The sequence below is a fragment of the Sphingomonas bacterium genome (genome assembly GCF_028292945.1).
Lineage (GTDB): Bacteria > Pseudomonadota > Alphaproteobacteria > Sphingomonadales > Sphingomonadaceae > Sphingomonas.
The window spans coordinates 11,958-34,965 of sequence record NZ_JAQGLJ010000017.1 but is presented as its reverse complement, the minus strand read 5'-3'; the positions used below and the strand labels follow the sequence as shown (position 1 = coordinate 34,965).

At 69.5% G+C, this 23,008-nt stretch carries 13 protein-coding genes; 11 read left to right on the top strand and 2 right to left on the bottom strand.

Going from position 1 to position 23,008, the window contains the following annotated elements:
• Positions 1–51: 51 nt before the first annotated feature.
• From JWN21_RS02305 to JWN21_RS02295, 3 genes are read left to right on the top strand one after another with little or no spacing between them, the layout of a single operon-like run.
• Positions 52–1,659, top strand: a complete 1,608-nt coding sequence (locus JWN21_RS02305) for a TolC family protein (RefSeq protein WP_299645803.1) — start codon at positions 52–54, stop codon at positions 1,657–1,659.
• Positions 1,656–3,380 (top strand): type I secretion system permease/ATPase, encoded by a 1,725-nt coding sequence (locus JWN21_RS02300; RefSeq protein WP_299645801.1) that lies wholly within the window; start codon positions 1,656–1,658, stop codon positions 3,378–3,380. The genes JWN21_RS02305 and JWN21_RS02300 overlap by 4 nt, the downstream gene beginning before the upstream one ends.
• 3 nt (positions 3,381–3,383) lie before the next feature.
• Positions 3,384–4,685 carry an HlyD family type I secretion periplasmic adaptor subunit gene (locus JWN21_RS02295; protein ID WP_299645799.1) on the top strand — a complete coding sequence of 434 codons (1,302 nt, stop codon included), beginning with the start codon at positions 3,384–3,386 and terminating at the stop codon, positions 4,683–4,685.
• 3 nt (positions 4,686–4,688) lie between these two features.
• Here JWN21_RS02295 and JWN21_RS02290 read toward each other — a convergent pair whose 3' ends face one another.
• Complete coding sequence (locus JWN21_RS02290; RefSeq protein ID WP_299645797.1) at positions 4,689–5,870, bottom strand: TIGR03032 family protein; 1,182 nt, start codon at positions 5,868–5,870, stop codon at positions 4,689–4,691.
• On the opposite strand from JWN21_RS02290, the gene JWN21_RS02285 reads away from it, so the two are divergent.
• The 7 genes from JWN21_RS02285 (at position 5,848) to JWN21_RS02255 (ending at position 20,507) form a co-directional block, all read left to right on the top strand.
• Positions 5,848–7,113, top strand: a complete 1,266-nt coding sequence (locus tag JWN21_RS02285; protein ID WP_299645795.1) for an MFS transporter — start codon at positions 5,848–5,850, stop codon at positions 7,111–7,113. The genes JWN21_RS02290 and JWN21_RS02285 overlap by 23 nt on opposite strands.
• Complete coding sequence (locus JWN21_RS02280) at positions 7,110–8,093, top strand: helix-turn-helix domain-containing protein (protein ID WP_299645793.1); 984 nt, start codon at positions 7,110–7,112, stop codon at positions 8,091–8,093. Before JWN21_RS02285 ends, JWN21_RS02280 begins: the two co-directional genes overlap by 4 nt.
• Before the next feature lie 239 nt (positions 8,094–8,332).
• Entirely contained in the window at positions 8,333–17,821 is a 9,489-nt protein-coding gene (locus JWN21_RS02275; RefSeq protein ID WP_299645791.1) for an FG-GAP-like repeat-containing protein, read from the top strand.
• An 88-nt stretch (positions 17,822–17,909) separates the two neighbouring features.
• Complete coding sequence (locus JWN21_RS02270; protein WP_299645789.1) at positions 17,910–18,161, top strand: hypothetical protein; 252 nt, start codon at positions 17,910–17,912, stop codon at positions 18,159–18,161.
• A gap of 21 nt (positions 18,162–18,182) precedes the next feature.
• The gene (locus JWN21_RS02265) at positions 18,183–19,727 is read left to right on the top strand and encodes an acetolactate synthase large subunit (RefSeq protein WP_299645787.1); all 1,545 of its coding nucleotides are present in this window, start codon (positions 18,183–18,185) and stop codon (positions 19,725–19,727) included.
• A 91-nt stretch (positions 19,728–19,818) separates the two neighbouring features.
• Positions 19,819–20,025, top strand: a complete 207-nt coding sequence (locus JWN21_RS02260) for a hypothetical protein (RefSeq protein ID WP_299645785.1) — start codon at positions 19,819–19,821, stop codon at positions 20,023–20,025.
• Entirely contained in the window at positions 20,022–20,507 is a 486-nt protein-coding gene (locus JWN21_RS02255) for a hypothetical protein (protein ID WP_299645783.1), read from the top strand. Before JWN21_RS02260 ends, JWN21_RS02255 begins: the two co-directional genes overlap by 4 nt.
• A gap of 151 nt (positions 20,508–20,658) precedes the next feature.
• Here the strand turns inward: JWN21_RS02255 and JWN21_RS02250 are convergent, their stop codons facing one another.
• Positions 20,659–20,892, bottom strand: a complete 234-nt coding sequence (locus tag JWN21_RS02250) for a hypothetical protein (RefSeq protein WP_367182898.1) — start codon at positions 20,890–20,892, stop codon at positions 20,659–20,661.
• An 83-nt stretch (positions 20,893–20,975) separates the two neighbouring features.
• On the opposite strand from JWN21_RS02250, the gene JWN21_RS02245 reads away from it, so the two are divergent.
• A complete protein-coding gene (locus JWN21_RS02245; RefSeq protein ID WP_299645844.1) occupies positions 20,976–23,006 on the top strand; it encodes a TonB-dependent receptor in 2,031 nt (676 codons plus the stop codon).
• Positions 23,007–23,008 lie beyond the last annotated feature (2 nt).

Here is a 23,008-nt window from a genome sequence, read left to right as displayed (position 1 = left end):
AGCGGGCAAGGCCCGGCCGCCGTGGCTGAACGGCGTTCAGAAGCGAGCCGGATGAGCCTGCGTTCCCTGTGTCCCCACGCCTGCGCGCGCGCGCTGCTCCTGCTGGCGCCCGCTGGTGTGCTTGCCCAGGTAACGCCGCCATCGCTGGTGGAGGCGCCGCAGCGTGGCGCGACGCCGCCAGCGATCAGGCCGGATCAACGGCCGCTGCCCACACCGACCCAGGCGGACGTGGAGCCGCGCGCCGATCTTCCCGTGCAGCGACCGCTCGCCGTGCCGTCCACACCGGCGGTGCAGGGGCCGCTGTTAAGCCAGCCGCCCGTCTCGCGCGTGCCGCTGCTGCGGCAACGACCAGGTGGGCTGCCGGCACCGAGCGAGGAGCCGTTCGGGGTCGACCTCGCCAGCGATCCGGTGCTGCGCATCGCGGCGCAGAGTACATCCGCCGAAAGCTTCAGGGCGGCGATCGCCGCCGCGGTCGCGCGCAACCCGCGGTTGGGCGAGGCGACCGCGCAGGCCGACGAGGCGGAGGCGATCAAGAACGAGGCGCTCGCGCGACAGCAGCCGTCGGCCGATATCCAGTTCACGCACTTTCGCATCGTCGACCGCGCGTTTTCCAACGATCCGCTCAACCTGCTCGAGCGCTCACGCCCTTCGAAACGCACCGACGCCACCGCGCGCGTCAATCAACCGCTGTTCGACTTCGGCGCGGGTAACGCGCGCGTGCGGGCCAGTCGTCAGCGCGTGCGCCAGGCGGCGGCGGGGATCGACGACGCGGGCGCGCAGGTCGCGCTGGATGCGATCGGGGCGTGGTACAATGTGTTCGGCTATCGCGCGCTCGTGCGGCTGGGCGAGGCGTTCGCGGCCGACCAGGCGGATCTGCGCCGCGCGGTCGACACCCGCATCGCACAAGGAGCGGCGGCAGCGGGCGACGTGGCGCAGGTCGACAGCTATCGCGCGGCGGCGGAAGCGCAGCTGGTCGATTTCCGGCGCGCGCTGGCTGGCGCGGAGGCGCGCTATCGGGCGCAGATCGGCGAGGACCCGCCCGCCGATATCGGTCATCCGCCCGCGCCGGTCATCGCCGGCGAGCCCGACCTTGATCGTCTGCCGGCGGTTCGGGCGGCGGCCGCAGGGGCGGCGGCGGCGCGCGAGGACGCGCGCGCGGCGCGCTCGGACACGCTGCCTCAGCTGGGTGCGGCGATTTCGGCCGGGCGCTACGGCGTGTTCGAAACGGCGCGTGACTTCGATATCCGCGCCGACCTGACCGTCAGCTGGCGGCTGTTCGGCGGGACCATGCAGCGCGTCGATCAGGCCGCCGCCCGCGCGACCGGAGCCACCGCGCGGCTCGATCGCACCCGGCTGGAAGCGCGGCGCGACGCGGACATCTCGCGATCCGACTTGCAGGCGCTGTTCGACGCGGAGGCGGCACTCAAGAGCAACTACATCGCCAGCCGCCGCTCGCGCGACGTGCTGGCCGAACGCTTCCGCGTGTCGCGCGGGACGCTGTTCGACCTGCTGGGCGCGGAGAGCAACTATTTCGGCGTCGCGGCGCGCTATATCCAGACCACGATCGAGCTCGACACCGCGCGTTACGTGCTGCTTGCGCGTACCGGCCAGCTGTTGCCCGCGCTCGGGATCGAACCGGCGGCGGAGCAGGACCGGTGAGCGACACCTTCGTCCCCGAACCCAGGCCGCGCTTCGCACCCTGGCTGGTCGAGCCGATGCTGCGCAATCGTGGCACCTATGGCAAGGTCGCGCTCGCGGCGGCGGCGATCAACATCTTTGGCCTGGTCACGTCGCTGTTCACGATGGTGGTGTACGACCGCGTGTTGCCCAACAACGCCGTCGCGTCGCTGATCGCCCTGTCGGTCGGGCTGCTGATCGTCATCGTCTTCGACTTCGCGCTGCGCGTGCTGCGCGCGTATTTCGTCGACATGGCTGGCGCGGATATCGACCAGGAGGTCGGGCGCACCGTGTTCAAGCGGCTGGTGGCGATCCGGCTCGACCAGAAGCGCGGTTCGACCGGCGCGCTGACCGGCATGATGCGCGAGCTGGAGACGCTGCGCGATTTCTTCGCTTCCGCCACGCTGACGGCGATGGTGGACGTGCCGTTCATTCTCGTCACCCTGCTGTTCATCGCGATCATCGGTGGGTGGATCGTGCTGGTACCGCTCGCGGCGGTGCCGCTGGTGATCGGCGCGGGGTGGCTGACGCGCGGGGCGCAGGACCGGCTGGCGGCGCGGTCGATGAACGAAGGGCTCAACAAGCAGTCGGTGCTGGTCGAGACGATCGGCGCGCTGGAGATGGTCAAGACCAGCGGTGCCGCCGCACTGCTCGGGCGGCGCTGGAAGCACGCCAACCGCGCCCATTCCGACAGTTCGATGCGGCAGCGGCTGGTGTCGACGATCGCGATCACGGTCGCCTCGACCGCCAACACGCTCGCCTATGCCGGCACGGTGATCGCCGGCGTGTTCCTGATCGCCGACCAGCGGCTGACGATGGGCGGCCTGATCGCGTGCTCGATCCTCGCGGGCCGCGCGGTGCAGCCGCTTGGCCAGATCGCGCAACTGCTGACCCGGCTGTCGGCCACGCGGACCGCGTACAACCAGATCGACGCGATGATGGCAGCGCAATCCGAAGGACCCGAGAAGGACGGGCTGAAGCCCGCGACCTTTGCCGGTCGCATCGAGCTGAAGAGCGTCGAGTTCCGCTACCCAGGCGCGGCCGAAAAGACGCTCGACGGCCTGTCGCTGACGATCGAGGCGGGGCAGCGCGTGGCGCTGCTCGGCCGGGTCGGATCGGGCAAGTCGACGATCGCACGGCTCGTGCTCGGCCTTTACCAGCCGCAGGAAGGCTTGGTGCTGATCGACGGCACCGACATCCGTCAGCTCGATCCCGATGCGATGCGCAGTCGCATCGGCGCGGCCCTGCAGGACGGCGTGCTGCTGAGCGGCAGCGTGCGCGACAACATCACGCTCGATCGCGACGGGATCGACGAGGCGGAGATGCTGCGCGCGGCCGAGCTGTCGGGCACGCACCAGTTCATGAGCCGGCTGACCAACGGCTATGACCTGGTGCTCGCCGATCGCGGCGAAGGGCTGTCGGGCGGACAGCGCCAGTCGATCGGTCTCGCACGCGCGCTGGCCGGCCGGCCGCCGCTGCTGGTATTCGACGAGCCGACCAGCAGCATGGACCAGCAGACGGAAGGTCAGCTGATTGCGCGATTGCAGGCGGAGGTGAAGGGACGCACGCTCCTGCTGATCACGCATCGTCCTGCATTGGTGGCGCTGGTCGAGCGCGTGGTGGTGGTGGAGGCTGGCAAGGTGGTGACCGACGGCCCGCGCGATCAGGTCCTATCGCAACTTTCACGCCCCAGGGCGGCCTAGTTTATGGCCGAACATAACCTCGAGGATTATGCCGACCGGCTGAAGCTGCGCTCGGCGTCCAATCTGCTGCTGTGGTTGATCCTTGGCTTCGTGACCATCTTCGTGATCTGGGCGGCGCTGACCAAGCTGGACCGCACAGTACACGCGGCCGGTCGCGTGATCCCGAGCGGACGATTGCAGGTGCTATCCCACCTGGAAGGCGGCATCGTCGAGGCGATTCTGGTTCGGCAGGGTCAAGTCGTCCGCCGCGGGCAGCCGGTCGTGCGGTTGAGCGAGCTGGCGGGCGGGGCCGACCTGGGCAGCAGCCGCGCGACGATCGGTGCACTGGCGGCGAAGGTCGCGCGGCTGCAGGCGGAGATCGACGGGCGCACGCCGAGCTATCCGGCCGCGACAAGCACGATCGAGGCTGAGCAGATCGGCATCGAACGCTCGCTGCACGCGGCGCGAATGGCGGACCTCGCCAGCCTGAGCGCCGCGGCCAACGCGCGCATGAGCCAGGCGGGACGCGCCGTCGCGGAGGCGCAGGCGGCGTATCAATCACGCGTTTCTGCCCGAGACTCGGCGCGCCAGCAGCTCGACCTGATGCGGCCGCTGGTGGAGCGCGGCATCGAACCGCGCCTGACGCTGGTTCAGCTGCAGAGCCAGGCCAGCGTTGCGGCCAGCGACGCGGCCCAAGCTCAGGCGGCGATCTCGCGTGCGCAGGGCGGCGTGGCGGAAGCCCGGGCGGCGCTGTCGCAGGTCCGCCAGCAGTGGCGCGCGCAGGCCGGCACCGAGCTGGCGACCGCGCAGGCGGAGATGGCCGCGCGCCGTCAGCAGATGCCGGCGCTGGCCGATCGCGTCCGCCGTTCGGTGATCGTCGCGCCCGTCGACGGGCGCGTCAACCGCGTGCTCGTGTCGACCGTCGGCAGCACGATCGGCGCGGGTCAGCCGATCGCCGAGGTCGTGCCGACGAACGACTCGCTGATGATAGAGGCGACGGTGCTGCCCAAGGACATCGCGTCGGTCCGTCTGGGTCAGCCCGCGCGCATCAACATCACGGCCTACGACTCCGCGATCTACGGGGCGATGGATGGGGCGGTCGACACCATCTCGCCCGACGCCACGGTCGACGAGCGGACGGGGGAGAGCCACTATACCATCCGCGTGCGCGCGGCGGGCAGGCGCTTCCTCGATCCGCAGGGCAAGCCGCTGCAGATCGGGCCGGGCATGACCGCCGACGTTAGCCTGCTCGGCGACAAGCGGTCGGTGCTGGCGTACATCTTCTCCCCGCTGACGAAGCTGGCGCAGCGCGCGGCGCGGGAGTAGCGGTCAGCTGTCCGGCGTCACGCGCTGGTTGATCTCCGGCCCCTGAAACCCCACCGCTTCGGCCTGTGCCACACCCGGCAGGACGGCCACGTCGTACAGTTCGTCGATCGTGTGTTCGAAGCGCAGCCACTCGACGGTGCGACCGCTGAGGAGGTCGACGACGATCAGGCCGCAGCGCGGGACCGCATCCTTGGCTTCAAGTCGTTCCTGCAGCGCCAGCCCTTCGAAGGTCTGGTTGTGGCGGGGGCGCGAGAGGCCGATCACCGCGTGGCCGCCGACGAACGCCAGCCCGCGCGCATAGCCGGGGCAGAAGGCGACGGGATCGAACGTGCCCGAGGCGAGGTCGATGCGGCCGAACTCGCCGGTGCCGGAATTGAGCACCCATAGCTGGCCGTCATGCCAGCGCGGAGAATGCGGCATCGACAGTCCCGTCGCTACCGCCTCGCCGGTTGCGACGTCCAGGATCACGCCGCCGTCGCGGCGCCGTTCGCGCCAGCCGTCGGCAACATCCGAACGGCTGACCGCGCTGACGAAGCCTGGGCGGCCGTTGCGCATCGCGAGGCCATTCAGGTGACAGCGGTCCTCCGCGACGAGGGCGCTGACGAAGGGCGGGCGCCAGAGCGGGCGGAAGCTGCCGTGGTCGCTGGTCGTGGCGAGGCAGTTGTAGCCGGTGGTGACGAAGATGGGGCCGATCGAGGGGGTTTCCCCGGTGTGGAAGTTGCGATCTCCAACAGCAATGTCGTGGATGTCGATCTGGCCGGTGACGCGGCCTTCGCGGGGTACGAAGCGGCGATCGGGGCCGGCGGGGAGGTCGTTTTCGAACCGCCAGAGGATCGCCCTGGACGAGGCCCACATCGACTGCCCGTCGGTCCACAGTCCCTGGCAATGGTCGATGCGACGTTCGTGCGCGCGCAAAACGCCATCCGGGCGGCGGCCGAGCAGGAACAGCCGCCCGGCCTGATAGGTGGTGAGCGCCACCGCGCAGTCATTCGCCGCCAGCCACCCGGTAAACCCCTGCGAGGCGAGCAGCATGCGTTCCGGCGGCGGCGAAGCATTGTCCTGTTTTGGGCCGACCATTGCCACGACGTCGCATTCAATACAGGTTAAGGCAACCGCAGGGCCGGGGGGAAGGACAGCGGAGATCAGGATCGAAGCCGCGTCGGTGCGCTCCAGCCGCGCCAGCATCCTCCTTCTCGCCGCGCTGCACTTCTGCGCCCATGCCGACCGGGCGCTGCCGGCGGCGCTCGCGCCCGTGTTGCGCGATCGGTTCGCGCTGAGCGATGCGGAGCAGGGCTTGTTGCATGGTCCCGCCTTTATCCTTCCATTCGCGCTGGGAGCGGCGGCGATCGGCGCGCTGGGCGCGCGCACGGACCCGCGCCGCCTGGTCGTCGCATCGGTGATCGCGTGGACGGTGGCGGGGCTGATGTCCGCCGCCGCGACCAGTTTCGACGACCTGCTGCTGGCCCGCGTCGCGCTCGGGATCGGGCAGGCGGGCTTCGCCCCGGCCGCGCTGGCGCTGCTGAGCGGGTTCGACCGTCCGGCGACGGCGATCTCGTCGTTCACCGCGGGGTCGGCGGCGGGACGCAGTGGAGGATTGCTGATCGCGGGGTTGCTGCTGACGCTCGCCACGGGAGGGACTCTCGTCCTGGCGGAGCCGTGGCGGATGGCCACCCTGTGGCTGATCGTGCCCAATCTGGCGCTGCTTGCCATGCTGCTGTTTGACGCGCGATCCGCCGATCCTCCATCGGCGGCGACGCGGCCGCACGGCACGGGCGGTCTGCGCGCGCTGGCGGCGCATCCGCGCGCGTTCATCGCCCATGTGACCGGCGCATCGGCGGCGGTGTTGATCGTTCAGGCGGGCGGCGCCTGGGCGAGCTCGATCGTGCATCGCGGGTTCGCGGTCGAGCCGGGCGCCGCCGCGGCGCTGACCGGCGCGGTGATCCTGTTCACCGCGCCCGCCGGTCACCTGCTCGCCGGTCGCTACGATACCGAACGCGCCGGGTGGGCGCCGGGGCCGATGATCGCAGGGGGCGCGACCGTCGCGATGGCGGCCTGCCTGTTGCTGGCGGTCGCGCCCGTGCTGCCGATCGCGCTGCTGGCGATCGGGTTGCTCAGCATCGGTGGCGGGTTCGCGGCGGCGGCGGCGCTGATCGGATTGCAGCCGCTGGTCGCGCCGGACGATCGGCTGGCGGTCAACGCCGCGTATTTCGCCACCGTGTCGCTGGTCGGGTTCGGCATCGGGCCGCTGGTGACCGGCGTGGCCAGCGACCGATTGGGCGGGGCGGGCGACAGCCTGGCGCTGGCACTGGCCGCCGTGGTCGCGGTGGCCGCGGTGGTCGCCGGCGCGGCGGCGCTTGCCGGCACGCGGGCATGGCGGCATGTCGTGCGCACAAGGGCGGGTGGCGAGAACACGGCGATGATTGCGTGACCGAGGGGTTCCTGTTCGCCAGTGCCGATCGTGATCCCGACGAGGCCTTCGCCGACTATGCCCGGCTGTACGCGAACGGGGCCCGGGTGGAGCGTGCCGACGGCCCGTTCGCCGCCACGGTCGCGGGGTGGCGGCTGGACGGCATGATCCTGTTCGATCGCAGGTTCACCGGGGTCACCCATTTCCGCGACCCGGGCAAGGTGCGGACGGACGGGTTCGATCACCTGGTCGTGCATGCCGTCCTGGCGGGTACGTTGCACGGCAGCGACGCCAGCCGCTTCAAGCGTGTCGAGCCCGGCGAGGTGGTGCTGCTCGATACGCGCGAGCCGTCGCGCCAGACGCCGGTGGACGCGCACCTGATCACCGTCAGCATCGCGCGCTATCGGATGACGCCAGCGATCGACGGCGTGTCCGACCTGCACGGCCGGGTGCTGCGCCCGCCCGCGACGCTGATCCTGGTCGACTTCCTGCGCTCGCTGGTGCGGCACGCCGGCGACACGGCGGAGACGCGCAGCCTGTCGCACGCCTTTGTCGAACTGCTGGGTGGTGCGCTGGAGGGCAGCGAGACGCGGCGCACCGAGCGCGGTCGCGAAGAGGTGCTGCGCCGCGAGGCGATCGGCGGTTTCGTCCAGGCGAACCTGTCGCGGCGCAAGCTGGGGGCCGATGTGATCGGCGACGCGCTCGGCATCTCGCGATCGGCGCTGTACCGGCTGATGGAGCCGCAGGGCGGCGTGACGCAGTTCATCCAGAAGAGGCGGCTGCAGGCGGTGCGCGATGCGCTGGAGCAGGGCAGTGAGGCGGCGTTTGCCGATCTGGCGGAGCAACATGGCTTCGCCGACGAGGCGCGGATGCGCCGACTGTTCGCGGCCGCGTTCGGGGTCACGCCCACCGCCTACCGGGCCGACGTCCGCGCCCATCGCGACGACGGCACCCGCGTCGCGTATCGCCGGTGGGAAGGCTGGATGGGCGACCTGTCCTGATCCGGGGCAAACGCAGATTACCGCGAGCCAAGAATCCCAGACTTGGGACGGCACGCTATTCCGAACCGCCTAACAACGCTTTAACAGTACACCTGCCGGAAACCGTTGCCCTCAAGCGCGACAGGGGGCCGGCCCGCGCTGGAGACCGCGCGCGGGGCGGGGTCGCAAGCATCGCCTGAGGAACAATTGCTGGCGGCGGCGCATGGGCGCCGCCGTTCGGCCGTGGCGAGGATACGGGCATGCTGACGACCTACGAGCGCGCGGGTACCGAGACGGACGCAAACGGCGCGGTGACGGGCAATCACTCCGCACCGCGGGTCACCTATCTGACCGACGGCAGGTATGTCGTTACATGGCAATCCGTCTTTTCCGCGACGACGGTCAACACCGATGTCATCGGTCGCGTCTTCAACGCCGACGGCACAGCCTTCGGTGCCGAATTCCGCATCAACACGGTTGTCGCGGGCGACCAGGTTCTGGTCGACGTCAGCGCCCTCGCGGGTGGCGGCTTCGTCGCGGTGTGGCGCGACGACTCCACGACGGGCGGAGACATCCGCGCGCGCGTCTTCGACGCCAACGGGGTGGCGACCACTCCCGCCGACATTGCCGTCAACGACCCAGCACTGCCGCAGAACGCCGGGGGGCAGGATCAACCTGCGATCGTGGGGATTGCCGGCGGGCGCTTCGCGGTGACATGGGCTGACAATGGCGGCTCCGAAACAGGGGCCGGCGCGACGTTGTCGGCGATCCGCACGCGCGTGTTCAACGCCGACGGTTCGCCCGCGAGCGCAGAGAACCAGGTCAATACCACCGCAGTCGGCTTTCAGCATCGCCCCGCCATCACGACGCTCGGCACCGGCTATGTCGTGGTGTTCGAGGATTCCAGCGGCGCGGCGGGGCAGGGTGCCGACATTCGCGCGCAGCGTTACGACCTTGACGGAGCGAAGGTCGGCGGCGAAATCCTGGTCACCTCGACCGCAGGCACGCAGGAATTTCCCGCGGTGACCGAGCTCGCGAATGGTGATTTCGTCGTCTCCTGGACCGATTCCAGCGCCACCGGCGGCGACACCAGCAGCACGTCGATCAAGGCGCAGATCGTCTCGGCGGCGGGCGTGCCGATCGGCACGGAGTTCCTGGTCAATTCGACGACCAGCAGTTCTCAGGGCGAGGTCGCGCTGGCGCGCCTCGCGGACGGTGGCTTCGTCGCGACATGGAGCGATAACAGCCAGACCGGCGGCGATGCCACCGGCACCGCGATCCGCTCGCGCACCTTCGACGCCAGCGGCGTCGGTGGCGCGGAGCAGCTGGTCAACACCACAACCTTGTCAGCGCAGAATAACCCCGCCATCTCCGCCGACGCCGCCGGCAATCATACGATTGTGTTCGTCGACAGCTCCGAGGGCGCCTTCGACATCAGCTTCCAGCGCTTCGAGGTCGACACCGCGCCGACGCTGACCGGGCTGAACTCGCCCGTCACGTTCGGCGAGAACCTCGTCAACGCAACCCCGCAGCTGCTCGACGCGGACGTGGTGTTCGGCGACAACAGCGGCAATTTCGCGGGCGAGACGTTCACCGTGTTCGGCCTGCTCGCCGAGGACCGCGTCGCGATCAACAACCAAGGCGTGGGCGCGGGAGAGATCGGCGTCAGCGGCACGGACGTGACCTATGGCGGCGTCACGTTCGGTACCGTCAGCGGCGGGGTGGGCACGACGCTGAGCGTTGCGCTGAACGCCAGCGCGAGCACGGCGGCGGTCGACGCGCTGATCCAGAACCTGACCTATGCCAACGTCAGCGACAATCCGACCGCCAGCCGGACGCTGCTGCTCCAGATTACCGACGGCGGCGGCTTTATCGGCGGGCCGTCGATCTTCACCGAGCTGACCGGTGCAACGAACCCGTTCGCGGGCATCACCGTAGGCGCTTTGCCGTCGCCGCGCTTTATCGATCTCGACGGCGATGGCGACCGCGATGCGGTGATCGGCGATGTTAACGGCACGTTCCTGGCCTATCGCAACAACGGTGCCGGACAGGCTTTCACCGCGCTGACCGGCGCGGCCAATCCGTTCAATGGCCTGGATGTCGGGAGCTATTCGCGCCCTGCGTTTATCGACCTTGACGGGGACGGTGACCTGGACCTGATCAGCACGAACAACAGTGGTTCTCCGATCCTCGCCTATCGCAACAACGGAGCCGGTGCCGCTTTCACCGCGCTGACCGGGTCAGCCAACATTTTCGGCGCGATCATCGACACCCGGCTGTCGGGGCCGGGGCTTGTTGATTTCGACGGTGACGGCGATCTCGATCTGGCGATCGCGTCTGTCTACGGCGGCAACCTGCGAGCGTTTCAGAACAACGGCAATAACGTCCCGGTCACCGAACTGACGGGCACGGCCAATCCGTTCAACGGCTTTATTGCTGCTGCGCAGTCGTCGGTCGATTTCATCGATCTGGACGGTGACGGAGATCTCGACGCGATCGTCGGGACCAGCAGCGGCCTTGTGTCGGCCTTGCGCAATAATGGCGTGGGCCAGACGTTCACGCAGCTGACGGGCGCGGCCAATCCGTTCAACGGGGTTACCTTCTCGCGGCCGTCGCCGGGTCTCGCCGACCTCGACGGGGATGGTGATCTCGACGTCGTGATCGGCTCGGGCAGTAGTTTTCGCGCGTTCACCAACAACACCGGCGTGCCGCTGGTCGTCAACGTCACCGCAGAGAACGACGCGCCGGTGGTCGACCTGAACGGCGCGGCGGCGGGCACCGATGCGACGCTGACCTATACCGAGAATGTGGCGGTCACGCGGATCGCACCGGGTGCCACGGTGGTCGACGATTCCGCGAATTTCAGTGGCGGCACGCTGACGGTCAGGTTTACCGCCGGCGGCACCGCCGATGACCGGATCGCGATCGTCAACCAAGGCCGGCCGACCGTCGGCATCGAGAACGGCAACCTGTTCATCAACCAGCAGGTCGCCGGAACCTATACCGGCGGGACCAGCGGCACGAGCCCCCTTGTCGTAACCTTCAATACACAGGCCACGCCCGCGCGTGTTCAGTTGGTGCTGCAGGCGATCGGGTTCTTCAGCGTGTCGGAAAATCCCGCCACCGCGCCGCGTACGGTCAGCTATGTCCTGACCGACGGCGCCGGCGGGACCAGCACGGCCGTGACCGCGACGGTCAACGTCACGACGATCAACGACGCGCCGACGATGGCCGACCTGACCAGCCCGGTGACGTTCACCGAGAGTGCGGTCAACGCCGGTCCGGTGGTCCTCGACGCCGCCGTCACGTTCGTCGATGGCGACGTCAATCTGGGCGGCGGCGCTGTTCGTGTCTCCGGCGCGATCGCCGAGGACGTGCTGGCGATCCGCAACCAGGGTTCCACCTCCGGCCTGATCGGCGTCAGCGGCGCGGATGTCAGCTTTGGCGGCGTGTCCATCGGCACCGTCGCGGGCGGGACGGCGGGTACACCGCTCGAAGTCACGCTCAACACCGCCGCGACCAGCGCGGCGGTGGATGCGCTGCTCCAGAACCTGACCTATGCCAATGCCAGCAACACGCCGACCGCGACGCGCACGCTGACGGTCAACGTCACCGACGCGGCGGGCGCGGACCTGACCACCGTCGGCGACACGGTCTATGCCGTCCGGACCGGCACGGCTAACCCGTTCAACGGGTTGGACGCGGGGCGCTACAGCAGGCCGGCGTTCGCCGACCTCGATGGCGACGGCGATCTCGACTTCGTCTCGGGCCAGAGCGGCGGGGTGCTGAAGGCATTCCGCAACGACGACGGCGTCGCGACCTACACCGAGCTGACCGGCACGGACAATCCGTTCGCCGTGTTCGGCAATCAGAACCGCGGCTTTCCCAATTTCGTCGACCTCGACGATGACGGCGACCTCGATCTGGTGGTGGGGCAGGGGGACAGCGGCGCGATCCGCTCATTCCAGAACACCGCCGCGGCCGGCGCCGCGCCGGTCTTCGCCGAGCTGACGGGTGCGAACAATCCGTTCAGCGGGTTCAGCGTGTTCAGGGCGGCGCCCGACTTCGTCGATCTCGACGGCGACGGCGATCTCGACGCGGTGATCGGCAACAATGAGGGGTTGTTCCGGTCATTCCGCAACGAGAACGGCTCGCTCGCCTTTACCGAGCTGACCGGCGCGGCCAATCCGTTGAACGGCGTGTCGACCGGGGTCTACGGTACGCCCAGCTTCACCGATGTCGACGGCGACGGCGACATGGATATGGTGTCGGGCCAGAACAACAGCGGCCTGCGCTTCTTCCGCAATGTCGGCACCGGCACGGCACCGAGCTTTCGTGAGGAGATCGGCGCGAGCAATCCCTTCGCGGCCTTCGCCACTCAGATCGGCGCGCGCAACGCGGTGGCGTTCAGCGACGTCGACGGCGATGGGGACCTCGACGCGATCGCCGGTGGCGGCTTCGCCAATGCGCTGACCTATCTGGAGAACACCGGCCGCCCCGCGCAGACGCTGGTCGTCAACGTCACGGCGCAGAACGACGCGCCGGTTGCAGGGGACGATGCGCTGGCCGCGTCCATCGAGGACACGACGCGCACCATCCAGACGTCCGAGTTGCTTGGCAACGACTCCGATGCCGATGGCGGTACGCCGAGCATCACCGGCGTCACCGCGGTGACCGGCGGCACGGTGTCGCTGAGCGGCACCATCATCACCTTCACCCCGACCGCCGATTTCAACGGCCCGGCGTCGTTCGACTACACGCTCATCGACGGCCAGGGCGGCAGCGACACGGGCCGCGCCAGCTTCACCATCACCGGAGTAAACGACATTCCCACGCTCACCGGCCTCGACGCGCTCGTCACCTTCACCGAAGACCAGGTCAACGGTGCGCCGCAGCTGCTCGACTCCGATGTGGCGTTCACGGATGCGGAGAGCAATTTCAACGGTGGCACGCTGACGCTGTCCGGGCTGCTCGCCGAGGATGTCGCCGCGATCCGCAACCAGGGCACGGGCGGCGGTCAGATCGGCGTGTCGGGCGCGAACGTCAGCTACGCCAACGTCCTGATCGGGACAGTCGCGGGCGGCACGGGCGGCATGCCGCTGACCGTCACCTTCAACGCGAACGCGACCTCGGTCGCGGTCGATGCGCTGATCCAGAACCTGACCTATGCCAACGCCAGCAACACGCCGACCGCGACGCGCACGCTGGCGATCGAGGTGATCGACGCGGCGGGAGACAGCCTGCGCGACGTCGCCCCCTCGTTCACGGAGCAGACCGGCACGGCCAATCGCTTCGCGAACTTCGTCGATATCGTACCAAAGCCCGTGTTCATCGATCTCGACGCCGATGGCGATCTCGATGCTCTGGTCGGCCGAGTCGACGGCACATTAAGCTTTCTACGCAATGACGGCGGAACCACGCCCTTCGTGGAACTGACCGACGCAACCAACCCGTTCAACGGCGTCGATGTCGGAAATTTCGCGGCCCCCGCGCTGGTCGATCTGGACGGTGACGGCGATCAGGACGTCGTGGTCGGCGGCAGCACCGGTATGCTGCGTTCGTTCCGTAACGAGAACGGCTCTAACGCATTCACCGAGCTGACGACGACCGCCAATCCCTTCAACGGCATCGACGTCGGCGGCTATTCGTCGGTCGGCTTTGTCGATCTTGATGGCGACGGTGACCTGGATGCCGTGGTTGGGGAGTATACCAGTGGTCGCCTGCTGGCGTTCCGCAACAATGGCGCTGGGCAAGCCTTCACGGCGATCACCGGTACGGCCAATCCTTTCGACGGGCTCGTGGTGGGAGGTGCCGCCAATCCGCGCTTCTTCGATCTGGACGGCGACGGCGATCTCGATGCCCTGGTCGGCCAGAAAGCTCAGCCGCTGCTCGCGTTCCGCAACAACGGCGCGAACCAGGCTTTCACCGCATTGACCGGTAGCGACAATCCGTTCGATGCCACGACCCCGGGCCGCTACAAGACCGCCGACTTCGTCGATCTGGACGGCGACGGCGACCTGGATGCAGTCATCGGCCAGTACGACAGCGAAACGACCGGCACCGGGCGTTTGCGGTCGTTCGAGAACACGGCGGTTGCCGGTCAGCCACTGGTGGTCAACGTCACCGCGCAGAACGACTCGGCGACGGCGGTGGACGACACCGCGACCACGCCAGAGAACGCGGCCGTCGTCATCGACGTCTTCGCCAACGACAACGACCCCGACGGCGATTCCCCGATCACGCAGATCGACGGGCAGGATGCGCCGGTCGGTACCGCGATCCTGCTCACGTCGGGTGCGACCGCGACCAACAACGGCGACGGCACGGTCACCTACAACCCCAATGGCGCGTTCAACGCGACGCCGGCGGTCGGATCGGGCGCGTCGAACACGCCGGCGAGCGACAGCTTCACCTACACCCGCACCGGCGGTAGCGCCACGAACGTCGCGGTGACGATCACCGGCGTCGACAGCGACGATACGCTGACGGGCACGGCGGGCGACGACACGCTGAACGGCGGCATCGGCGACGACACGATCAACGCGCTGGCGGGGAACGATACGCTCAGCGGCGGGGCGGGCGATGACACGCTGAACGGCGGTGATGGCGACGACACGCTGCGCTACGACGGCCAGGGCAACGATCCGGCCAATGGCGGGGAGGGCACCGACACGCTGGTGGCCGACTTCTCGGCCGCGACGACGCGGATCGTCGACAACCCCGATGCGGCACGCTTGGGCTTCGACGCCGGCTATTGGGACGAGGACGCCAACTCGGTCGCCTTCACCTCGATCGAGCGTATCGACATCACCACCGGCAGTGGCGACGACATCATCACCACCCATGGCGGCAACGACACCATCAGCACCGGGGCAGGCAACGACACGCTCACCGGGGGTGCCGGCGACGACACGCTGAACGGCGGGGTCGGTAACGACACGCTGAACGGCGGCGCGGGCAACGACACGGTCAATGTCAACGCCGCCACCGACGGCGGGGACACCGTCGACCTGGGCGACGGCGCGGACGTGGTCAACGTGACTCTCACGACCGCCCCGATCCGGCCGGTGCGCCTTACCTTTACCAGCACCGGCGTCGGCAACGGCAACGCGCTCGACACCAGCACGCCCAATGGCGATGGACTGAATAATGTGCGCCTGCAGCGGCAGGGTCCCGGCGGCGGGCTGATCGGGTTCGAAAGCCGTTACGATGACGAGGGCATCACCTTCGTCGCCGCCGCGGGCCAGACCTTCGACGTCCGCGACACCGGCGGGGCAGAGCGCGGCAACCTGTTCGGGGTGGTCGTGCTCGGCACGCTGGGCGCGGACACGTTGACCGCGCTGGACCCGGCGCGACCCTATTATATCAACGGCGGCATGGGCGACGACAGGATCACCGGCGGTGATGGCGACGACTTCCTGGTCGGCGGCGCGGGCGGCGACAGCGTCAACGGCGGCGTGGGCAACGACACGCTGCTGGTCGCGAGCGGCACCACCGGCGCGAACACCGCGGTCGACTTCGCGAACGGTGGCGCCGGCGACGATCTGTTGATCCTGGATTACAGCCAGCTGACGGAGCAGGCGCTCATCTTCATCTCCGGCGCGGACGCCGATGGCACGAGCGGCTTCAGCAACATCCCGGGCGGCACGCTCAGGCTCGGTTTCACCGGCATCGACCGCCTGCAGGTCACGACCGGCATCGGCGACGACTTCGTCGACGGCGTCGCCGGTGACGACGTGATCAGCACCGGCGCCGGCAGTGACCGCGTGACCGGCGGCGCGGGCAACGATGTGATCGACACTGGCACGGACACCGATCGCATCACCGGCAACCACGGTGACGACGTGATCGACGGTGGCGAGGGGATCGACACCGCCGTGTTCACCGGCGACGCCGGCGGTTACACCGTCACGCGCAACGGGGACGGCACGATCACGGTTGTCGACATCGACGCCGCGAACGGCGACGAGGGCACCGACACGCTGACGGGTATCGAGCTGCTCGAGTTCGACGGCACGACGACCGCCGCCGACGGCAGCATGCTCGGCGCCAGCGGCACCTATCAGCAGGCCGGGCCGGGCGCGTTGCGCGTCGCCTATGTCAGCTTCAGCGTGACCACGGCGGGCACGATCACCATCAACGCCGGCAATCGCGGGTCGACCGGTACGACCGACCTGGGTAGCGACAGCCAGATCCGGCTGCTCACGGCGGCGGGCGTGCCGGTCGCCACCGACGACGACGGCGGGATCGGCCCGACGGGTCAGGACTCGCTCCTGACGCTCGACCTGCCGGTAGGCGACTATGTGCTGGCGGTCAGCGAATTCGGGCTGACGCAGCGGGAAGCGTTGAACGAGATCAACGTCGACGACGATGCCGGATTGACGATACCCTTCGCGGTCACGTTCCTGCAGGGCACCGGAGTGATTTCCCAGCCGCTGCTGGACGCCAACGACACGCGCACCGGCACGGCGGGCAACGATACGCTCTACGGCTTTACCGGGGACGACACGATCACCGGGCTGGTGGGCAACGACCTGCTCTTCGCAGGCTCGGGCAACGACACGGTCGATGGCGGCGAGGGTGACGACTTCCTGCGGCTGGAAGGCGGCGGCGACGACACGGCAGTCGGCGGCACCGGCAACGACGCCTTCTACTTCGGCACGGGGCTGACGGCGGCGGATCGGGTCGATGGGGGTGCTGGCGCGGACGTGGTGGCGGTGCAGGGCGGCTTCTCGCCGCTGACGCTTGGCGCGGATAACCTGGTCAACGTCGAGACGCTGTCGTTCCTGGCGGGCGACGACCTCCGCTTCGGGGCGACGTCGGCGTCCAACAGCTATGCGGTGACGACGGTGGACGCGAACGTCGCAGGCGGCGTGCGGCTGATCGTCAACGCAGCACAGCTGCTGGCGGGTGAGAGCCTGACCTTCAACGGCGCGGCGGAGAGCGACGGCAGGTTCCTGATCTATGGCGGGTTAGGTACGGATGTGCTGACCGGCGGGGCGGTGGCCGACGTCTTCTTCCTGGCCGACGGGCGCTACAATGCCGGCGATCGGTTCGACGGCGGTGGCGGCAACGACATCGTGGTGTTGCGGGGCGATTACACCGAGACGCTGGAGACCAACACCTTCACCAGCATCGAGACGCTGACGTTGATGAGCGCGGCGGACACGCGCTTCTTTGCCGGCGGCGAGCGGTACAGCTACGATATCACCAGCGCCGACGGCAACGTCGCGGCCGGGCAGGTGTTGACAGTCAACGGCGCTTCGCTGGTGGTGGGCGAAAGGCTGGACTTCAACGGCGCGGCGGAAACGGACGGCGCGTTCCGGCTGTTCGGTGGCGCTGAAAACGACTCGCTGGGGGGTGGCGCTGGCAACGACCTGATCTTCGGCGGCATCGGCCGGGACGGCCTGGGCGGCGGCGCCGGGGCGGATACGTTCCGCTACCAGTCGGCGGCGGAGTCGACGGTCGCGAGCGGCGGCCGCGACAGCCTCAACGACTTCGACCTCGACGACCTGATCGACCTGAGCCGTATCGATGCCGACGCCCTCATGGCCGGCGACCAGCCCTTTACCTTCGTGACCGACGGAATCTTCACCGGCAACGGCACCGGTCAGGTCCGCGCCACGCAGATTGCCACACGCGAGTGGCAGGTGGAGGTCGATGTCGATGGCAATGGGGTGGCCGACATGGCAATCGACGTGTTCACTACGACCGACCAGCCGCTGACCCAGGCGGACTTCGTGCTGTAAGAGGATACCGGCCGCCGCCCGTTGCGGGCGGCGGCCGACACCTGATACGCTCCTCGCGCGTTACGCATCGAACGAGGAGGCCTGACCTATGGAAATCATCAAGCTGCCGGCCGGCGAAACCGCGCCCAAGGAGAGCGACTGCATCAGCGTCGAGGAGCAGGCGGACGGGACGTTCGAGCTCAATACGAGCGCGTTGAGCGCTTGCGATCCGGCCGACGACGAGGAGTCGATGGCGGTGATCGGCAGCGAGCCCTATCCCAGCTACGCCGCCGCCGAGGCGGCCGGGCTGGCGATCGCGGCCGAACAGTGCGTGGAGACCGTCTATATCAGCCGATCGTAGCGTGCAGGCGCGGGCGCGGGCATGAACGGCGCGGAACATCTGGTCGAGACGCTGACCGATCAGGGGGTGGAGATCTGCTTCGCCAACCCCGGCACGTCGGAGATGCACTTCCTCGCCGCGCTGGAGAATCCGCGCATCAAGCCGGTGCTGTGCCTGTTCGAGGGCGTGGCGACGGGCGCGGCGGACGGCTGGTACCGCATGAAGGACGCGCCGGCCGCGACGCTGCTGCATCTGGGGCCGGGGCTCGCGAATGGCCTCGCCAACATTCACAACGCCCGGCGCGCGTCGTCGGGGATGGTCAACGTGGTCGGCGAGCATTCGGCCGCGCACCTGCGCTACGATCCGCCGCTGATGAGCGACATCGAGGGGCTGGCGCGGCCCTTGTCGCATTGGGTCCGCCGCATCGACGGGCCGCAGGCGGTGGCCACCGACGTCGCCGCCGGCGTCGCCAAGGCGAACGAGCATCCCGGCCGCATTGCGACGCTGATCCTGCCGGGCGATGCGAGCTGGCGCGATGCGGGGGAGATCGTGCGTCAGCCCAAGCCGCAGCGGGCGATGCGCGCGCCCGATCAGGCGCGCGTCGAGCAGGTCGCGCGGGTGCTGCGCTCGGGCGAGCCGGCGCTCATCATCCTCGCGAACAAGGCGACGCGCGGGGCCGCGCTGGCGCTGGCCGGCAGGGTGGCGGGCGCGGCGGGCTGCCGGGTCGGATCGCAGTTCTTCACCGCGCGCATGGAGCGTGGCGCGGGGCGCACGCCGCTGGAGCGAATTCCCTACTCCGTCGCGCCCGCATTGGCGTTCCTCAAGGACTTCAAGCACCTGATCACGGTCGAGACGACCGAGCCGGTCGCGTTCTTCTCCTATCCCGACCAGCCGAGCCTGCTCAAGGCACCCGGCACGCAGGTCCATCCGCTGGCCGAAGCGGACGAGGACAGCACGGCCGCCTTGGCGATGCTGCTCGATCTGCTTGGGCCGGGCGATGCGCCGCTGGTGCAGCAGCGGATCGACACGCCGGCGCCGACCGGCGCGCTCACCCCCGTCGCGATCGCGTGCGCGCTGGCGGCGGCGATCCCCGAGGGCTGCATCGTCGTCGACGAGTCGCTCACCACGGGCCGCGAGACGATGGGCCATATGGCGGGCGCGCCGCCGCACGACATGATCAACAACATGGGCGGCTCGATCGGCTATTCGCCCCCGGTCGCGACCGGCGCGGCGCTCGCCTGCCCCGATCGGCGGACCTTCTGCATGACCGGCGACGGCAGCGCCATGTACACGATCCAGGCGCTGTGGACGCAGGCGCGCGAGCAGCTGCCGATCACCACGATCATCTTCGCCAACAACAGCTACGCGATCCTGAAGGCCGAATTCGCCAACATGGGGGCAGGCAGCGCACCCGGCCCGCGCGCGTCGTCGATGATCGACCTGACCAACCCCACGATCGACTGGCAGGCGATGGCCAGGGCGATGGGCGTGCCCGCCGTCGCGGTCGACACGGCCGAGGATTTCCACGCGCAGCTGGTCCGGTCGACGCATGCCGACGGCCCGGTATTGATCGAGGTTCGGTTATAGCCGGCAACCCGGCCGGCGTGCTTGCGGTGTACGGTAAAGCGCCTAAGGCTCTTGGTGCAGCGACTCTTGCCTGCCCTGCGAGGAGCGCCTCATGACCGACAACGCCCTGTTCTACCGCAAGCAGGCCGAGGCCGAGCGCGCCAATGCGGATGCCGCCGCGCTGAGCAATGTCCGCGAACGCTGCGAGCGTGCGGCATCGTCCTGGGAGGCGATGGCCGCCCGCGCCGAGCGCACCGACACGCTGCGCCGCCAGCGCGAGGCCGCCGCGCGCCCGATGGCGGCAGCCGTCGCCGATTGAGCGTCGATCAGGCACAGGCGACGCTGACACGCGCGGCGTCGTTCTGGGCGGATCGGTCGGATAGCTGGGGCGCATGGGACGAGCCGGGCGGCGACGTCCGGGCACGCTACACCGCCAACTGCCTGCGCGAGCTGGACGGATTCCTGCGCAATCTGCTGGATGAGATCCAGCCGGCGTCCAACCGTCGGCAGCGCAATACCGCGAACAAGCTCGGTCGCATGCCATTGCGCGGCGGGCATGTCGCCGCCGATGCGCCGAGGCTGCGCGCGATCGGGCGATCGGCGGGATGCCTCTTTCATTGCGGCGGCTGGGTCAGGCGGCCCGACGAGACCGCTGGCCGCTGGATGACCGCCGGGTGGCCGGAAGCGCATGGCCGTGCGCTGCGCCGCTATTCGCTGGGCGACCGGCTCCGCCCGGGTCCGCGCGAAGTGGCCGACATGTGCGGCTTCTTCGTCCGGGTCGGCGACGCGGTGGCCAGATAGCGGCCCGACGATATTCGAGATTCAATTGGCAGGTTTACCCTCCCTCTCTCGCACGCGGGAGAGGGTTCCAAGGTCCACCCGCCCGACCACCGGTTCAAGCCTGCCGATCGCGATACCTTTATGCGGGTGCGTACAACGCGTTGGTCCGGGCTCAATCCTTGAGGCTGGCGGGCACCTTGCCACCGTTCTCCGCCAGCTTCTTCCACACTGCCTTGCTCAGCGCCATGTTCTGCTCGGCACTGCCGCCGCCGCCCTTGCTGGCCGCCATCTGCTCCAGCACCGCTTCCACGTCGACAGGTGCCGCCGGTGCTGCGGGCTTGGCAACGGGCGCGGCCTGCGCCGCCGCGGCGGGCTTCTTGCCGAAGATGTTGCCGAAAACGCTCAATGACCGTCTCCTGATACGGCGTGGGCGAACGCGCACGGGCCGGCAGGGTTGCGCGCGCGCGCCGCATCGGGAAGGGCGCGCGGGTGCGATACCTGCTCCTCCTCCTGGCTGCTCCGGTCGCGGCCCAGCAGCGCCCCGACATCGTCGTCACCGGCCGGGGCCTGGCCGACGCGCCGGGTGATCGCGTGTTCGACATCGTCACGATCCCGCGCGAGCGGCCGGAGGTGAATGCCGCGAACCGGCTGGAGTCGGTACTCGCCGATGTCGCCGGTTTGCAGCAGTTCCGCCGCTCCGACTCGCGTTCGGCCAATCCCACCAGCCAGGGCATCACGCTGCGCGGGCTGGGCGGCAACGCATCGAGCCGCGCGCTGCTGGTGCTGGACGGCGTACCCCAGGCGGACCCCTTCGGCGGCTGGGTGGCGTTCCCGGCCTATGCCACCGACCGGATCGGCCGCATCCGTGTGACGCGCGGCGGCGGCAGCGGCGTCGCGGGACCGGGTGCGCTGGCGGGGGTTGTGGAGATCGACAGCGCCGCGCCGGGCCAGGGTGGCGCGCTGACGGGACGCTTGAGCGGCGGCAGCCGTGGCTCGCTCGATGCGCAGGGTTCGGCGGCGTTGGTGCGAGCGGGCGGCTTCGCGACCCTGTCCGCGGCGTATGCGCGTGGCGATGGCTTCATTCCGGTCGTGACGGAGGACCGTGGCCCGGTCGATCGGCCTGCGCCTTACGAGCAGGGGTCGGTCGCTGCCCGCGCGGTGGTGGCGCTCGGCCGTACCGAGCTGCAGGCCAATGTCAGCGCGTTCACCGATCGGCGCGAGCGTGGCACGGCGTTCACCGCCAATCGCAGCGAGGGTGCGGATGCGTCAGTGCGGCTGGTCGGGCAGGGCCGTTGGCGGTGGTCGGCGCTGGCGTATCTGCAGACGCGCGGGTTCTCCTCCAGCTTCGCCGCGATCGACGCCGCGCGCACGGCTGCGACGCAGACGCTGGACCAGTTCAACACGCCGGCGACCGGGCTGGGTGCGCGGGTGGAGGTGCAGCCACCGCTGGGCGAGCGGTTCGCGCTGCGGCTCGGCGGTGATCTGCGGCATGTGGAGGGACGCACGCAGGAGCTGTTCACCTTCGTCGCTGCACTGCCGACGCGGCGGCGCGTGGCGGGCGGCGAGAACCTGACCGCCGGGCTGTTCGCCGATGGCAGCGTCGAGCTTGGCACGCTGACGCTGACCGCCGGCGGGCGGCTCGACGGCTGGCGCATCGGCGGCGGCTTCCTGTCCGAACGCGCTCTCGCCGGCGGCGTTGCGCTGGCCGATGCCCGTTACCCCGAGCGCACGGGCACGGAAGCGACGGGTCGCGCCGGCGTCGCGTGGCGGCCCGTGACGCCGGTGACGCTGCGTGCGGCGGCGTATCGCGGCTGGCGCCTGCCGACGCTCAACGAGCTGTATCGCCCGTTTCGCGTCGGCGCGGATGCCGTGGCAGCGGACGCTACGCTGAAGCCCGAGCATGTCGACGGCTGGGAGGCTGGTGCTACATTCGTCCCGAGCCGCGGCGTGACGCTGGCGGCGACCTATTTCGACAACCGGCTGACCGATGCCATCGCCAATGTGACGGCAGGGCAGGGGCCGGGCTTGTTCCCGCAGGTCGGCTTCGTCGCCGGCACCTTTCGTCGCCGGGCGAACCTCGACGCGATCCGCAGCCGGGGGTTCGAGGTCGATGCCGAGTGGCGACTGGGGGCGGTCGGCGCGCGCGCGTCCTGGTCGCATGCCTCGGCGCGGGTGCGGGCGTCCGGGTCGGCGGCGGCGCTGGATGGGCTGCGGCCGGCGCAGACGCCGGTGGATCAGGTCTCGGCGACGCTCGACTGGCGGCGGGGCGCGACGACGGCGGCGCTGACCGTGCGTCATGTCGCGGCACAGTTCGAGGATGATGGGAACAGCCGGTCGCTGGCGCCCGCGACGACGCTCGACGCATACCTAGCGCTGCCGCTCACCGCGGCTCTGGCGCTGGAAGCGCGTGGCGAGAACGTCACCGACGCGCGCGTGGAGGCCGGGATCAGCGGACCCGGTGTGGTGGAGCGCGCGACGCCGCGCACATTGTGGCTGGGGTTGCGCTACCGACCCCGCTAGGC